Source organism: Variovorax sp. FG153 (assembly GCF_057809595.1).
In genome coordinates, this window is sequence record NZ_JBMDKG010000057.1 from 39047 (window position 1) to 53914 (window position 14868).

General features: G+C 69.5%; 12 protein-coding genes and 1 pseudogene. 6 read left to right on the forward strand and 7 right to left on the reverse strand.

Annotated elements, in window-relative coordinates; translation table 11 throughout:
* Positions 1-17: 17 nt before the first annotated feature.
* From ACODT0_RS36925 to ACODT0_RS36935, 3 genes and pseudogenes are all read left to right on the forward strand, one after another.
* The gene (locus tag ACODT0_RS36925) at positions 18-983 is read left to right on the forward strand and encodes an AraC family transcriptional regulator (protein ID WP_489043585.1); all 966 of its coding nucleotides are present in this window, start codon (positions 18-20) and stop codon (positions 981-983) included.
* 5 nt (positions 984-988) lie between these two features.
* Positions 989-1942 (forward strand): LysR substrate-binding domain-containing protein, encoded by a 954-nt coding sequence (locus tag ACODT0_RS36930; RefSeq protein ID WP_489043586.1) that lies wholly within the window; start codon positions 989-991, stop codon positions 1940-1942.
* Positions 1870-2631 (forward strand): annotated as a pseudogene (locus ACODT0_RS36935) (Bug family tripartite tricarboxylate transporter substrate binding protein); the annotation flags it as partial. The gene ACODT0_RS36930 and the pseudogene ACODT0_RS36935, both read left to right, overlap by 73 nt.
* Positions 2632-2644: 13 nt before the next feature.
* Here the strand turns inward: ACODT0_RS36935 and ACODT0_RS36940 are convergent.
* Positions 2645-2983, reverse strand: coding sequence for a hypothetical protein (locus ACODT0_RS36940; RefSeq protein ID WP_489043587.1), 339 nt, complete (start codon positions 2981-2983; stop codon positions 2645-2647).
* Positions 2984-3225: 242 nt separating this feature from the next.
* On the opposite strand from ACODT0_RS36940, the gene ACODT0_RS36945 reads away from it, so the two are divergent.
* The gene (locus ACODT0_RS36945) at positions 3226-4248 is read left to right on the forward strand and encodes a YihY/virulence factor BrkB family protein (protein WP_489043588.1); all 1023 of its coding nucleotides are present in this window, start codon (positions 3226-3228) and stop codon (positions 4246-4248) included.
* Here ACODT0_RS36945 and ACODT0_RS36950 read toward each other — a convergent pair.
* From ACODT0_RS36950 to ACODT0_RS36970, 5 genes are all read right to left on the reverse strand, one after another.
* Positions 4220-5974, reverse strand: a complete 1755-nt coding sequence (locus ACODT0_RS36950) for a RecQ family ATP-dependent DNA helicase (protein ID WP_489043589.1) — start codon at positions 5972-5974, stop codon at positions 4220-4222. The genes ACODT0_RS36945 and ACODT0_RS36950 overlap by 29 nt on opposite strands.
* The gene (locus ACODT0_RS36955) at positions 5974-6273 is read right to left on the reverse strand and encodes a hypothetical protein (RefSeq protein WP_479668875.1); all 300 of its coding nucleotides are present in this window, start codon (positions 6271-6273) and stop codon (positions 5974-5976) included. Before ACODT0_RS36955 ends, ACODT0_RS36950 begins: the two co-directional genes overlap by 1 nt.
* Before the next feature lie 127 nt (positions 6274-6400).
* Positions 6401-7192, reverse strand: coding sequence for a type I methionyl aminopeptidase (map, locus tag ACODT0_RS36960; RefSeq protein WP_479668874.1), 792 nt, complete (start codon positions 7190-7192; stop codon positions 6401-6403).
* Between the two features lie 111 nt (positions 7193-7303).
* Complete coding sequence (locus ACODT0_RS36965) at positions 7304-8032, reverse strand: hypothetical protein (protein ID WP_489043590.1); 729 nt, start codon at positions 8030-8032, stop codon at positions 7304-7306.
* A gap of 190 nt (positions 8033-8222) precedes the next feature.
* A complete protein-coding gene (locus tag ACODT0_RS36970; protein ID WP_489043591.1) occupies positions 8223-11099 on the reverse strand; it encodes an ATP-binding protein in 2877 nt (958 codons plus the stop codon).
* A gap of 217 nt (positions 11100-11316) precedes the next feature.
* On the opposite strand from ACODT0_RS36970, the gene ACODT0_RS36975 reads away from it, so the two are divergent.
* On the forward strand, positions 11317-12609 hold the full coding sequence (locus ACODT0_RS36975; RefSeq protein ID WP_489043592.1) for an epoxide hydrolase family protein: 1293 nt from the start codon (positions 11317-11319) through the stop codon (positions 12607-12609).
* A gap of 22 nt (positions 12610-12631) precedes the next feature.
* On the opposite strand, the gene ACODT0_RS36980 is transcribed toward ACODT0_RS36975, so the two are convergent.
* On the reverse strand, positions 12632-13132 hold the full coding sequence (locus ACODT0_RS36980; protein ID WP_489043593.1) for an Lrp/AsnC family transcriptional regulator: 501 nt from the start codon (positions 13130-13132) through the stop codon (positions 12632-12634).
* A 187-nt stretch (positions 13133-13319) separates the two neighbouring features.
* Between ACODT0_RS36980 and ACODT0_RS36985 the strand changes: the two genes are divergently transcribed.
* Positions 13320-14693, forward strand: a complete 1374-nt coding sequence (locus tag ACODT0_RS36985; protein WP_489043594.1) for a pyridoxal phosphate-dependent decarboxylase family protein — start codon at positions 13320-13322, stop codon at positions 14691-14693.
* The last annotated feature ends 175 nt before the right edge of the window (positions 14694-14868 follow it).

Genomic DNA, 14868 nt, shown 5'->3' on the forward strand with positions numbered 1-14868 from the left:
GCAGATTCGCGGCTCCCATGAACGACGCTCGTCCACGCAATGCACCGCCCAAGGTCTCCCCTGTGCAGCGGCAGATGGTCGACCTGGTGCAGCCCCTGGCACCGATCGAGGGCTACAACCTGACCGTGCTGCCCGATGTCCGGATCCTGCGCTCCGACCGGCCGCTGGCACGCGCGCCGGTGCTCTACGAACCCGGCATCGTCATCGTGCTGCAGGGCCGCAAGCGCGGTTTCCTCGGCGACGAGGTCTATCTCTACGACGCGCAGCACTACCTGGCCGTGTCGGTCCCCGTTCCCTTCTCGATGGACACCGACGCATCGGCGCAGGAGCCGCTGCTGGCGATCTACTTCCGCCTCGACTTCCAGGTCGCGGCCGAGCTGATGATGAAGCTCGAAGAGCACGGATTGGCCGAAGGCGCGACGCCCAGGGGCCTGATGTCGACCCCGATGGACGAGCGCCTGGCCCGCGCCGTGCTGCGCTTCCTCGAGGCGATGAACTCGCCGCTCGAGGCGCCGATCCTCGGGCCCGACCTGGTGCGCGAGATCTACTTCCGCGTTCTCACCGGCGAGCAGGGCGGCGCCATCCGGGCCTCGCTCACGCGCCAGGGCCACTTCGGCAAGATCGCGAAGGCCATACGCACCATCCATGCGCGCTTCGACCGGAAGCTCGACATCGACGGCCTCGCCGACGAAGCGGGCATGAGCCCCACCTCGTTCCATGCGCACTTCAAGGCCGTCACCTCGACCTCGCCGATCCAGTACCTGAAGACCACGCGCCTGCACCAGGCCCGTTTGATCATGGCGCGCCACCAGGTCACGGCCGCGCATGCCAGCGCGCAGGTGGGCTACGAAAGCCCCTCGCAGTTCAGCCGCGAGTTCAAGCGCATGTTCGGCCGCGGCCCGGCCGAAGAGGCCGCGCGCATGCGCGAGGCCTTCGCGCGGCCCGATCCCTCGCCGCATGCGCTGTACGTGGCAGCGCACTGAAGACCATGACGCCGCTGCCGCCGCTCAACCCGCTGAAGATGTTCGAGGCCGCGGGGCGCCTCCTGAGCATCTCGAAGGCGGCCGAGGAACTGTTCGTGACACCGGCGGCCGTCAGCCGGCAGATCCGCGTGCTCGAGGAGTTCCTGAACTTCCAGCTGTTCCGGCGCGAGCATGGCGGCCTGTCTCTCACGCCCGCGGGCGCGAAATACCTGGCGGAGATCACGCCGCTCTTCATGGCCTTGCGCGAGACCACCAACGCCGCGATGGGTGGCGGCTACCGGCGGCGCGTGCTGCGGATCCGCTCGCCGGCCACCTTCGCGGTGCGCTGGCTTATTCCGCGGCTCGCGGGCTTCCATCAGCTGCATCCGGGCATCGACGTCCAGCTGACCGCATCGGCGGCGCCGCTGGACTTCAGCCGCGAGGACATCGACGCCGGCATCGAACTCGGCGACGGCCACTGGCCGCGGCTGATCGTGCAGAAGCTGGTGCCGAACGAACTCGTGCCGGTGATGGCGCCGCGCGTGGGCGCCGCCGTGCCGCGGGAGCCGCACGAGCTGGCCTCCGAGACGCTGCTGCATTCGCTCGCGCGCATCGACGACTGGGCCCTGTGGCTGCGCGCGGCCGGCGCGCCCGGCGTCAACGCCTACCAGGGCATGAAGTACGAGACCTCGCTGCTGTCCTACCAGGCGGCGGTCGAGGGGCATGGCGTGGCCATGGCGCAGAAGGCGCTGGTCGAGAAGGACCTCGCCGAGGGAAGGCTGGTGATGCCGTTCGGGCTCGCGCTCGATCGCGGCGACCACACCTACTACTTCGCTTCGCCCCGCGAGCGCGACGAGTCGGTCGAGCTGGCGCGGAGCGCTTCAAGCAGCCGGTCGTCGTCGAGAACAAGGGCGGCGCGAGCGGGCTCATCGCGAGCCAGGAGGTGGCCCGCGCCGCGGGCGACGGTTACACGGTACTGATCACGACCAACACCACGCAGGTCGCGAACCCGCACCTGTTCAAGAAGCTCCCCTACGATCCCGTGAAGGACTTCAAGCCGGTGACCGGCCTGGGACGCGGCGGCATGGTGCTGGTGGTGCGGCCGGATTCGCGCCTGAAGACCCTCGCCGACGTCATCGCCGCCGCGCGCGCGGCACCGGGCAAGCTCTCGTTCGGCGCCGGCAACTCGTCGAGCCGCATCGCCGGCGAGATGTTCAAGCAGATGAGCGGCACCGACCTCCTCTACCTGCCCTATCGCAACAACCCCAACGCGATGACCGACCTCATCGGCGGGCAGCTCGACATGATGATCGTCGACACCGTGACCGGCATTCCGCAGATCGAGGGCGGGCGCCTGCGCGCGATCGCCGTCTCTTCGGCCAGGCCGGCCCTCGCTGGCGTGCCCACGTTCGACGAGTCGGGCCTCAAGGGCTACGACCTCGGTTACTGGTTCGCCGCCTATGTACCGGCCGCCACGCCCGCGCCGGTGGTGGCGAAGCTGCGCGAGGCGCTGGCCGCGGCGGTCGTCGGGCCCCGGACGCAAGGCTTCCTGCAGGCCGCGGGCGCCTCCGCATGGACGCCCGAGCTCGAGGAGCTCGCACGGTTTCAGGCCAGCGAGTCGCGCCGGTGGAGCGAGGTCATCAAGGCCGCCGGCATCGAGCCGGAGTGATCCCCACGCCGGCTTACTGAGGACTCGTCGTCCGACCCTGTCCCGTGGATTGCGTGTTGGGGTTCTCGCCCATTCGGGAGCCCGTCGACGAACTCGTGCCCGGACGCGTCTTCTGGTTCGACGCCTTGCCCTGCGGACTCAGGTTGCCACCCGACATCGAATTGCCCTGGCTGGTCGCCGAAGGCTGGGTGGCGGCCGAGGTCCCGCCATTCTTCGGTTGCGTCGCGACGCTGTCCGAGCTGTTCAGGCCTGGCCCGCCGCCGCCACCGCCGCTGCCACCGGACTGGGCCAGGGCGGGCACGACGGCCAGCGCGAAACCGCTCGCGCAAAGGATTCGGGTGATTCGGTTCATGAAGAAGTCTTTCCTGAAGTGATAAAGAGAAGACTTCAATGAACCGCCATGCCGTATCGGCCCGGGTGGGGGATACGCGCCCTCCCCTGTCAGCCAATGCGCACCCCGCGCGACCCACGCCATGAACCGCCGGTTTCCTACGGCCGGCGAGCGAGGGTGCGGGCACGGTGTCGGCGATGGCCTCTTCCTCGACCCGCACCGCCCGCTCGCCCGGTCTTCTTCGCCTGTGCAAGGACGCCGTGATGGCATGGATCGACGATTTCGCGCCGAGCATGGGCGCGGCGATCTCGTACTACACGATGTTCTCGCTGGCGCCATTGCTGGTGATCGTGATCGCGGTGGCCGGCGCGCTGTTCGGCGCCGAAGCCGTGCAGGGCCAGATCGCGGCACAGCTCTCGTGCCTCATCGGCGAAGAAGGCGCGCTGGCGGTGCAGGGGCTGATCCGAAGCGCCAGCGAGCCCTCGCGTGGCCTGATTGCGGGCGCGATCAGCATCGTCGTATTGGTCGTCGGCGCCACCACGGTCTTCGCCGAGTTGCAGAGCGCGCTCGACCGCATCTGGCACGTGCCCGAGCGCGTGAAGCCGCAGGGCGTGTGGGGCATCCTGCGCGCGCGCGTGCTGTCGTTCGGACTGATCCTCGGCCTCGCGTTCCTGCTCATGGTCTCGCTCGTGGTGAGCGCCGCGCTGGCCGCCCTGGGAAGCTGGAGCGCCGCGCTGCTGCCGGGATGGGAGACGCTGCTGCAGGGCCTCAACGTCCTGGTCTCGCTCGCGATCCTCACCGTGCTGTTCGCGATGATCTTCAAGTTCATGCCGAGCGCTCCCATTGCCTGGCGCGACGTGTGGATCGGCGCCCTCGTGACGGCGGTTCTGTTCGAGATCGGCAAGGTGCTGATCGGCCTGTACCTCGGCAAGAGCGGCGTCAACGAATCCTTCGCGGCCGCGGGCTCGCTGGTGGTGCTGCTGGCCTGGGTCTACTACGCGGCGCAGATCTTCCTCCTGGGCGCGGAGTTCACCAAGGTCTATGCCAATGCCCATGGCTCGGTGGCCGCGGGCAAGGCGCAGGCGGCCACGGAGGAAGCCGCACGGCAGGCGGAGGCGGGCACGGACAGCCAGGTCGCGACCGGTCGCGCGCCGCCCGGGCCTGTCCGTCGCGCGCCGCGCCGGCTGGCATCGCCACTGGCCATGTTCGCCGGCGGCGCGCTGTTCATGGCGCTGGCGATGCGCCGCACGCGGCGGATCAGGCCGGCACGGGCACCGCGAAGCTAGCGGCGCCCGACATCGCGAGTACGGCGGGCGACTTGCGCGCCGCTCTCCGGCGGCTCACGTAGTCGGGATGGAAGCAGCGCCGGCTGCCATCCTCGAAAGCCACCGTGACCATCCCGTCGGTCGAGGACACGACGACGCCGGCGCCGAAGCGCTTGACCTTCACGGGATCGCTCTCGGCGAAGGGCATGCGCTCGCGCGTCGCGGCTTTCGCGACCTTGGCGGTTGGCTCGCTCACCACGATGGGCTGCGCCATCGCGGCCTCGTGCGCCGCGATGCGCCGGCAGTTGTCGCAGGTGCCGCAGCGCTTCGCCGTGGCCGAGGGATCGAGGTCGTCGAGCAGCAGTTGCCAGCGGCACTGGCCCGACTGCGCATAGGCCAGCATGCGCTCGAGGGTCTCGCGGTCCTGCTCGCGCCGCGCCTTGTAGCCGTCGAGCATGGCGCCGAAGTCGGCGCGCTCGGCCATCGCCTGGCGCAGCGCGATGCGTCCGCGCCGGTCGATGGCCAGCAGCTTCTGCTGCCGCAGCAAGGCGATCGCCGCCTGCATGCGCGTGCGCGGACGCTCCAGCGCATCGAGCAGGTTCGCGGCGGTCCAGCCTTCGGACTCGGGTGGCTCCGCGAGCAGTTGCCGGTACACGGCATCGAGGTCCTCGAGCTGCGGATAGCGGCCCGCGAGAAAGAATTGCTGCACCGACCGGTCCTTGGCGTGAAACAGCAACACGCAGCGCGCGCGCTCGCCGTCGCGGCCCGCGCGACCGGCCTCCTGGTAGTAGGCATGCAGGCTCGAGGGCATCTGGCAATGCACGACGAAGCGGATGTCGGGCTTGTCGATGCCCATGCCGAAGGCGTTGGTGGCGACCATCACGCGCGCGCTGCCCGCCATGAACGCTTCCTGCGCCTCGGCGCGCTCGCGCGCACCGAGCTTGCCGTGGTAAAGCGCGACCGATTGATCGGCCGCCTTCAGGGCATCGAAGGCCTCCTGCGCGGCCTTCACCGTGGCGGCGTAGACGATGCCGCTGCCGGCCTCCTCGCGCACCAGTTCGACGATGCGGCGCTGGCGATCCTGTTCCTGCGTCATCTGCTCGACCGCGAACTGCAGGTTGGCGCGGTAGGCGCCGGTATCGATCACGCCGGCGCGCGGAATGCCCAGGTTCTTCATGACGTCCGCCGCCACCTCCTCGCCCGCCGTGGCCGTGAGCGCGAGCACGGGCGGGCCGCCGAGCGCGCGGACGGCCGGGCCGATCTCGAGGAAGGCGGGCCGGAAGTCATGGCCCCATTGGGAAATGCAATGCGCTTCGTCGACCGCGACCAACGCCACGGGATGGGTCGACAAGCGCCGCACGAACGCGGGGTCCGAGAGCCGCTCGGGCGTGACCAGCACGATGCGCGCGCTGCCGTCGTCGATCGCTTGTTCGGCCCGTTCCAGCTCTTCGGCGCTCAGTGCGCTGTTGACCTGCACGGCGCCGATGCCCAGCGCCTGCAGCTTGTCGCATTGGTCCTTCATCAACGCGATGAGCGGCGACACCACCAGCGTGCGGCCTTCGAGCAGCAAGGCCGGCAGCTGGTAGCACAGAGACTTGCCGGCGCCGGTGGGCATCACGGCCAGCGTCGACCGGCCCGCCATCACGCGCTCGATAACCTCGGCCTGGCCCGCGCGCAGGCGAGCATGGCCGAACACGTGGCGCAGCGTGTGCTTCAGGCGCGCGGCCGCATCGGGAACGCCTGGCATCAGGCGGTCTCTTCTTCGTCGTCCTCGCCGTCCTCGTCGGCAAGTTCTTCCGCGCTCAGCGCTTCGGGATCGTCGACGGCCTCGGCGACTTCCGTCGCGGCGTCCGGAAACACACCCACGCGGTCGGGCAGGATGTCCGCGTTGGTAGCGGGCTCCTCGCCGCCGTCGGTGACGGCGCGGTCGACGCCCGCGGCATCGCTGCCGCTGTCGCTGGAATCGCTGGGGCCGAGGGCGTCGGCGTCGGTGCCCTTGGGGGCGGTCGGGGCGTGCTCGCCGCCGAGGATGCTGCTGGTTGCCATGTGCGTCGGTTCCTTGAAAGACAGATGCACACAGACTGGGAGCCATCTCGCTCGGCAAAAGTAGGAGATTCGCGCATCCGGGCCGCCATCGATGTCTACGGATGCGGACCGCTTCGACGAACGGCCTTCAGACCGGCGGGTAGCTTCCGGTCCCGTCGGGCCAGCGCGTGAGCACCTCGTGGCCCTCTGGCGTGACCGCCACCATGTGCTCCCACTGGGCCGAGAGCGAGCGGTCTTTCGTCACCACCGTCCAGCCGTCGGGCAGGTGGCGGATCTCGCGCCCGCCTGCGTTGAGCATCGGCTCGATGGTAAACACCATGCCCGGCACGAGCCGCAGGCCCTCGCCGCGGCGTCCGTAGTGCAGCACCTGCAGGTCCTCGTGGTAGACCTGCCCGATGCCATGGCCGCAGAACTCGCGCACCACACCGAAGCGCTCGCGCTGCGCCACCGACTGGATCGCATGGCCGACGTCGCCCAGCGTGGCGCCGGGCCGGACGGCGAGGATGCCGGCGCGCATCGCCTCGTAGGTCGTCTCCACCAGCCGGCGCGCGAGCACGCTCGGCGCGCCGACGAAGTACATGCGGCTGGTGTCGCCGAACCAGCCGTCCTTGATGACGGCCACGTCGATGTTGACGATGTCGCCCTTCTTCAGGATCTTGTCGGGCGAGGGAATGCCGTGGCAGACCACCTGGTTCACCGAGGTGAGGATGGTCTTCGGATACCCCAGGTAGCCCACGTTGGCCGGAACGAGCCCCTGCACGTTCACGATGTAGTCGTGGCAGATGCGGTCGAGCGCTTCGGTGCTCACGCCCGGCACCACGTGCGGCTCGATCATGGCGAGCACCTCGGCCGCGAGGCGGCCGGCCTGGCGCGCCTTCTCGATCTCTTCGGGGGACTTGATGTGGATGCCGGAAGCCATGGATGCTCGAACCTCAATGCATGTCGAATATACGAAACATATATGAATCATACATTCTCCGTAGCATCCGACCTCGCCCGGAAAGAGGGGCCGGCGTGACACGGGCGCTGCCTATACTGGTTCGCAGGAGGGGAACTTGCTGTCATTCATCCGCCGCCTTTTCGACCGGAAGCCCGGCACCGAACAGGTCGCCCGCTTGCTCCTGCAGGAGCTGCAACGCCTGCTGCCCGACGCGAGATCGCGGTCGACAACCTGCGCCACAAGGCCGCGCCGGCCTTCGGCCAGCTCGCGCCCGGGCTCTACGTGTCGAACTACGGCGACTACTACGACGCGGGCCGCATCTTCCTGCACGAACTGGCCTGGCAGTTGCCGCTCGATGGCGACCCGGTGGCGATGGCGCCGAACCGCACCTGCCTGCTGCTCTGCGGTGCCGGCGATGCGGCGGCGCTCGAGACCATGATCGCCACCGCGCGCCGGGTGCTGCGCGAGCAATCGCGCCCGCTGAGCGCCGAGATGTTCAGGCTGCGCGACAGGACCTGGTCGCTGTGGACCCCGCCCGGGCAGGCCGGCGTGCAGCTCACGGCGCTGCTTCGCGAGGAAAAGGCGGTCGACTACAACGACCAGCAGGGGGTGCTGGAAAAGGCGCATGAAAGCTCGGGCGTCGACGTCTTCGTCGCCAAGCACAGCTTGCTGCGGCGCGAATCCGATGGCGCGCTGGTCAGCTATGCGGTGCTGCCCAAGGGCGTCGACACCTGGCTGCCCGAAGCCGACCTGGTCTTTCTCTGCGAGGTCGCGGGCGAAACCCCGACCATCGTCGCGTGGCCGCATTTCGCCGAGCATGCGGGCCACCTGCTCGAACGACTGCCGCTGGCCGTGGCATGCGGGCCACCTGCTCGAACGACTGCCGCTGGCCGTGCCGCGCTAGAAGGTGCTCGGCTATCCCGAGGGCGACTGCCTGCGGCGGCTGCGGGAACTGGCGACGACGGTGGAGGCCGTGCAGCTTTAGTGAGCGGGACGGCGGCGGTTGCCCTCAGCCCACCGCATCCTCCGCGCCGTCGAGCAGGCGCGCGGCCTCCTGCAGGTCGGTCGTCTCGAAGCCCTCGGCGAAGTTGGCGAACACCCCCGCGAGCAGATCGCGGCCCTCCTGCGCGCGCTCGCCATCGGCCCACAGCCGCGCCAGGTCCATCGCCACGCGCAGCTCCCAAGAGCGCGCGCCCTGCTGGCGGCTGACCGCCAGCGCTTCGTCGAGACATTGCCGCGCCTGCGCGAGGCGCGGCGCCGGCCCGCCCGACAGCGCGCGTGCCTTCACGCGCAGCAGCTCCGGCAGGTTGTAGAGGTCGCCCTTGGCATGGACCAGCGCGAGCGTGTCGTCCATCAAGGCCAGGGCTTCGTCGTGCCGGCCGGTCATGACCAGGCCTTCCGCGAGCGTGAGGTTGAAGGCCGAGGTCAGCAGTTCGTAACGCGACTCGCGCAGCTCGACCAGGCAGCCCTGCAGCGCGCGCACGCCCTGCTCCGCGTCGCCACGCCGCACGCAGAGCTCGCCCTTCACGCCGCGGCCCACCGCGAGGTAGGGCGTGAGCGAATGCGATTCGGCGAAGGCGATGAAGCTGTCGATGTCGCGCTCGGCGCGCTCGAGATCGCCAGCCCAGAGATAGACCGACACGGCCCAGATCAGCGCGATGCACAGCGTGACCGGATGGTTGAGCGCGCGTGCCTCCTCGACCGCGCGCTGTGCCAGCGCCATCGCCTGCGAGGGATGGCCCTGCAGCCACAGGGTGCGGGCCAGCGAGATGCAGGCGCGGTTGTGGAAGTCGAAGCCCGAGTAGATGCTGGTGCCCTGCTGCGACAGCGTCGACCCCGCGATCGCGGCCTCGAGAAAATGCCGCGCGCCGGCCTGGTCGCCCAGCAGGTGGTTCGACAGCCCCACGAGCGAATCCGCGATGGCCCGGGCGGTCGGGTCGTCGATCGAGGCCGCCACGCGCGCGCAGCGATTCGCATGGCTCAGCGACTCCACGAAATCGCCGATGCGCTCGTGGAAGATCTGCAGCCGCGCCAGCAGCTGGACCTGGCTCGCGCCGTCGCCGAGCGCCTCGGCCACCTGCAGGCTGCGCTCGAGCGCATGCCGCACCTCGTCGCTGTTGCCGCGCGTGAACATCTGCGAGAGGCCGACAGCCGCCTGCAGATGCATCTCCACCGCGCTGCCGCGCGCGGCGGGCGTGAGTTCGGCCAGCGCGCGCTTCGACCAGGCATGGCACTCGGCCAGCAGCGACATCGCCATGAAGGCCGGCACGGCCGCCACCGCCAGCGAGAGGCCCAGGTCTCTATCGCCGCCGCGGTCGAAGCACCACGCAAGCGCCGAGCGCACGTTGCCGAGGTCGGCCAGGTCGGAGGCGCGCGCGGTGTCGCCCGAGAACGCATCGTGCTCGGCGGCCATGCGCTCGAGCCGCGTGCGGAAGTGCAGCGCATGGCGGCGCGCGCTCGCCTCGGCGGTGTGTGCATCGGCCTTGGCGAGCGCATAGGCGCGCGTGCTCTCGAGCAGGCGGTACTGCGCGGAGCCGCCCGCGCGATGCACCGCGAGCAATGATTTCTCGGCCAGGCTCGCGATCGCGTCGACCACCTGTGCCTGCGTCATCGCCTCGTCGGCCACCACCTGCCGCGCGGCCTCGAGCGAGAATCGGCCGACGAAGACCGCGAGCCGGCACAGCACCGCGCGCTCGCGCGGGTCGAGCAGCTCGTAGCTCCAGTCCAGCGTGGCCTGCAGCGTCTGGTGGCGCGGCCGCGCCGTGCGCTGGCCGAGCCACGACAGCGCCAGCCGCTCGTCCAGCAGCGCGGCGGTCTGGCGCAGGCCATAGGTGGTCACGCGGCGCGCCGCGAGTTCGATCGCGAGCGCGAGGCCATCGAGCTTCCTGCAGATGCCCGCGACGACCTGCGCGTCGGCATCGTCGAGCGCCGGCATCGCGCCGCTCGCGCCGGCCCGGTCCACGAACAGGCGCGTGGCCGGATACAGCAGCACGTCGCGCGCGAGCAGGCCGGGCTGGTCGGGCGGCATGGCCAACGGGTCGAGCGGATGGATGTGCTCGCCCGGCACGCGCAGCGCCTCGCGGCTGGTCGCGAGCAGGTGGATGCCGGGCGCGGCCTGGAAGATGCGCTCGGCCAGCGACGCGGCCGCCGCGATCACGTGCTCGCAGTTGTCGAGGATCAGCAGCATCCGCCGCCCGCGCAGGTAGGCGATGAGGCTGGGCACCGGATCGGCCGATCGCACCGACAGCCCGAGCATCGAGGCGATGGCGCTCGGCACCAGGCCGGGGTCGGCCAGCATCGAGAGGTCGACGAACACCACCGCGCCGTCGAAGCCGCTCAACATGTCCTGCCCCACGCGGATCGCGACCGAGGTCTTGCCCACGCCGCCCGAGCCCACGATGGTGACGAAGCGGCTCCGGGCGAGCTGGGCCGGAATCGCCGCCAGGTCCTTGGCGCGGCCCAGCAGTTCCAGCGGCTGCGCCGGCAGGCCCGGTTCGATCGGCCCCACCGCGGCTGCTGCGTCGGCCCGGACCTCGGCCACGGCCTCGCCACGCGTGACACGCGCGACGAAGCAGTAGCCGCGGCCCACCACGTTCGACAGGTAGCGCGCGCCGTCCTGGCCGTCGTTCAAGGCCTGGCGCAGCATCGTGATCTGGTAGCGCAGGCTGCCGTCGGACACCACCATGCCGGGCCAAGCGCGCGCCATCAGCTCCTGCTTGCTCACGATCGCGTTGGCCTTCGCGACCAGCACCAGCAGCACGTCCATCGCGCGACCGCCGAGCTCCACCGGTTCGCTGTCGCGCGCGAGCAGGCGTTCGCCCACGCGCAGCGTGAAGGGACCGAAGTGAAGGATGTCGTCGGCCCCGGAGGGCGGTGCGTCGCTCATGGCGGGTGGGGGGGTCTGCGGGCGTCGGGGCGCGCCGAGGATACCCGAGCCACAGCGCCGACACGGGCTTCGCGGAGCCGGCGCGCGGTGGATTTGTATGGCCGTGTGTCGCGCCGTGCTTCGAATACACAGGCATGCGAATCGGCCGATTCTTCACACATGCGGGATACATCGGCTGGCTTCAATCGAGTGGCTTTCACTTCACAGAGACCACGCCATGACCGAACCGATTTCCTCCCTCACGCGCCGCCGCCTGCTCGCCACCTCGATGGCCTTCAGCGCCGCGTCGGCCGCCACCGGCGCCTTCGCCATGCTGCGCCCGCCTTCGGCCACCGGCCCCGACGACACCTCGGTGCGGCCCTTCCGCGTCGCCGTCGATCGGGAGGCGCTCGTCGACCTGCGCCGACGCCTCGCCGCCACGCGCTGGCCCAGCGCCGAGACCGTGGCCGACACCTCGCAGGGCGTGCGCCTCGCCACCTTGCGGTCGCTGGTGCGCTACTGGGCCACCGACTACGACTGGCGCAAGGGCGAGGCGCGGCTCAATGCCGTGCCCCAGTTCGTGACCACCATCGACGGCCTCGACATCCAGTTCGCCCACATCCGCTCGCGCCACGCCGATGCGATGCCGCTGATCATGACCCACGGCTGGCCCGGCTCCATCTTCGAGTTGCTCAAGGTCGTGGGCCCGCTGACCGACCCCACCGCGCACGGCGGCCGCGCCGAAGACGCGTTCCATCTCGTGCTGCCCTCGCTGCCGGGCTTCGGCTTCTCGGGCCAGCCCGAAGCCACCGGCTGGGACTCCAACCACATCGCGCGCGCCTGGGGCGTGCTGATGGCGCGGCTCGGCTACAAGCAGTTCGTCTCGCAGGGCGGCGACTGCGGCTCCGTGATCTCGCACCGCATGGCGATCCAGAAGGTGCCGGGCCTGATCGGCATCCACGTCAACATGCCCGGCACCGTGCCCGCCGAAATCGCCGCCATCCTCGCCGCCGGCGGCCCCGCGCCCGCCGGCCTGCTGCCGAAGGAACGCGCCGCCTTCGACAAGCTCGACGACTTCTACAGGAACAGTTCGGGCTACTCCGCCATGATGGTCACGCGCCCGCAGACCCTGGGCTACGCCCTCGCCGACTCACCCGTGGGCCAGGCCGCCTGGATCTACGACAAGTTCGCGACCTGGACCTATTCGGGCGGCGTGCCCGAGCGCGTGCTCTCGCGCGACGAGATGCTCGACGACATCTCGCTGTACTGGCTCACCAACAGCGCGACCTCGGCGGCGCAGATCTATTGGGAGGACCACTCGAACAACTTCAATGCGGTGGACATCTCGCTGCCCGCGGCCGTGACGGTGTTTCCGGGCGAGATCTATCAGGCGCCGCGCAGCTGGGCGGACCGGGCCTATCACAAGCTCATCTATTGGAACGAGGTCGACAACGGCGGGCACTTCGCCGCCTGGGAACAGCCGGAGCTGTTCAGCCGTGAGGTGCGGGCGGCGTTCAGGTCGTTGCGCTGAGCCGAGCGCGCGGGCCCTGTCGTCAATCCGCCGCGTGCGGACTGGGCCCGCGTTCGACCAGCGAGCGCAGCGCCATCTGCGTGCGCGTTCCTTCCACGCCCTCGACCTCGTGGATGCGCGCCAGCAGCACTTCCAGCGCCTGCGCATCGCGCGTGCGCACCTTCAACAGGAGGCCGCTGTCGCCGGTGACGATGTGGATCTCCTCGATATCCGGAAGCGATTCGAGCGCCGCGATCTGGCGGGCACGCTTGACGGTGCTGGTGATCACCTGCACGAAGCACAGCAGCGGCCGCCCCAGCTTCGCGCCATCGAGGCGCGCCACGGTCGCGAGGATCACCCCGTCGCGCTTGAGCCGCTTCACCCGCTCGTGCACCGCGGGCGCCGACAGGTGAAGCAATTCGCCCAGCGCGGCATAGCTGAGCGTGCTGTCGTTCGCCAGAAGCCCTAACAGTCTTCGGTCGACGGCGTCCAGCCGGGCGGGTGCCTTGCTCTCCGGTTGAAGCTGGTTCGTATTTTTGGCCATGGTTCTGAAAGCGCTAGGGCGGCTGAATGACGTTCGGGATAATAAGCCAAAGACAGAACATCATTCGGTGAACAACATGCCTGCACTTTCGGACCTCGCCCTTCCTCCCTCGGCATCAGAAGGAGCCCCACCCAGCCGCCTGCTCGGAGAGGTGCCACCGGAAGCATGGGCGCGGGTCCTGTCTCGCATGAGCCCGATCGGCCCTTCATCCCGCCAACAACGTACGGTGGACGTGATCGATCACGCCAGCGCCGAGTCGCTTCGCGCGATCGGCGTGCCCGCAGGGGCCCGGCCGCTGGAAGAGGTGGTCGACCAGATGCTGGAGGAGATCTACCCCTGGCGTGCGCGCATGGACCATCCCCGGTTCCTGGCCTTCATTCCGGGACCGTCTTCGCCGCTGTCGGCCCTGGGCGACTACTTGACCGCCGTTCACAACGTCCACGCCGGCAGCTGGCTGCAGAGTTCGGGGGCCAGCGTCATCGAAGCGGCGCTCATCCGATGGCTGGCGGCGCAGGTCGGACTCCCGCCTTCGGCTGGTGGCCTGTTCGTGTCGGGGGGCTCCATGGCCAACCTGACGGCGCTTGCGATGGCGCGCGACTTCAAGCTCGAGCCGGCGCAGCGCCTGCAAGGGGTTGTCTACGTCTCGGAGCAAACCCATTCATCCGTTGCCAAGGGTCTGAAGATCCTCGGGCTGCTGCCGCATCAGATTCGCCGCATGCCCACCGACGCCGCGTTCCGCATGGACATGACGGCCCTGGCGGCCGCGGTCGAGCAGGACATATCCGATGGGCTCAGGCCTTTCGCCGTGGTTGCGAGCGCGGGCACGACGAACACCGGCAGCATCGATCCACTGCGACGGATTCGCGCGCTGTGCGATGCACACGAGATGTGGATGCACGTGGATGGAGCGTACGGCGCATCCGCCGCGCTGTCGCCATCGCATCGGGGTTTGCTCGACGGCATCGGCGAGGCCGACAGCCTGAGCTGGGATGCGCACAAGTGGCTGTTCCAGACGTATGGCTGCGGGATGGTCTTCGTGCGTCAGCGCAAGCACCTCTCGCAGGTCTTCCATACCCGACCCGAATACCTGCTCGATGCGCAGGCCGACACCGACGCCGACCAGATCAATTTCTGGGACCTCGGCGTGGAACTCACGAGACCGGCACGCGCGCTGAAGCTGTGGCTCACCTTGCAGGTGCTGGGGTCGGACGCCATGGGCGAGGCCATTGCGCATGGTTGCCGGTTGGCAGCCTGGGCTCAGGACGAGCTCGAGAAGGATCCTCGCTGGGACATCGTGTCGCCCGCGCAATTGGGCATCGTCACCTTCTGCATGACGCATGCGGCCATGAGCCCGGAGGCGCTCGATGCGCTGAACAGCGAGATTTCATCGCGAGCACTTCAGGAGGGCTTTGCGACGGTCTTGACGACGCGCTTGCGCAATCGAACCGTGCTGCGGATTTGCGCCATTCATCCGGATGCGACAGAAGGCGACATGCGGGAGACGATCCGGAGGCTGTCGTCGTACGCCGATGCAGTGCTCGCTTCGGGCGTTCAGGCCTGAGAGGGCGGGCCGGGAAACCGCGGCCCGCGGATCGGTACTTACCCGCCAGTCTCGAGCGGTCCTCGTCGCGCCAGCTCGCTCAGCTGAAACAGCTCCCCGGCCTTGCGAGCGAGGTCCGACGCGAGCCAGAGCAGGTTGTCCAGTTGGCGAGGCCCGTCACCGCTGCACCAATCGA

Bases quoted from the DNA above. Each gene is read 5' to 3' on its own strand.
- ACODT0_RS36925 (WP_489043585.1), top strand. From the start codon at position 18: ATGAACGACGCTCGTCCACGCAATGCACCGCCCAAGGTCTCCCCTGTG.
- ACODT0_RS36930 (WP_489043586.1), top strand. From the start codon at position 989: ATGACGCCGCTGCCGCCGCTCAACCCGCTGAAGATGTTCGAGGCCGCG.
- ACODT0_RS36940 (WP_489043587.1), bottom strand. From the start codon at position 2,983: ATGAACCGAATCACCCGAATCCTTTGCGCGAGCGGTTTCGCGCTGGCC.
- ACODT0_RS36945 (WP_489043588.1), top strand. From the start codon at position 3,226: ATGGCATGGATCGACGATTTCGCGCCGAGCATGGGCGCGGCGATCTCG.
- ACODT0_RS36950 (WP_489043589.1), bottom strand. From the start codon at position 5,974: ATGCCAGGCGTTCCCGATGCGGCCGCGCGCCTGAAGCACACGCTGCGC.
- ACODT0_RS36955 (WP_479668875.1), bottom strand. From the start codon at position 6,273: ATGGCAACCAGCAGCATCCTCGGCGGCGAGCACGCCCCGACCGCCCCC.
- map (WP_479668874.1), bottom strand. From the start codon at position 7,192: ATGGCTTCCGGCATCCACATCAAGTCCCCCGAAGAGATCGAGAAGGCG.
- ACODT0_RS36965 (WP_489043590.1), bottom strand. From the start codon at position 8,032: ATGCTCGGCGAAATGCGGCCACGCGACGATGGTCGGGGTTTCGCCCGC.
- ACODT0_RS36970 (WP_489043591.1), bottom strand. From the start codon at position 11,099: ATGAGCGACGCACCGCCCTCCGGGGCCGACGACATCCTTCACTTCGGT.
- ACODT0_RS36975 (WP_489043592.1), top strand. From the start codon at position 11,317: ATGACCGAACCGATTTCCTCCCTCACGCGCCGCCGCCTGCTCGCCACC.
- ACODT0_RS36980 (WP_489043593.1), bottom strand. From the start codon at position 13,132: ATGGCCAAAAATACGAACCAGCTTCAACCGGAGAGCAAGGCACCCGCC.
- ACODT0_RS36985 (WP_489043594.1), top strand. From the start codon at position 13,320: ATGAGCCCGATCGGCCCTTCATCCCGCCAACAACGTACGGTGGACGTG.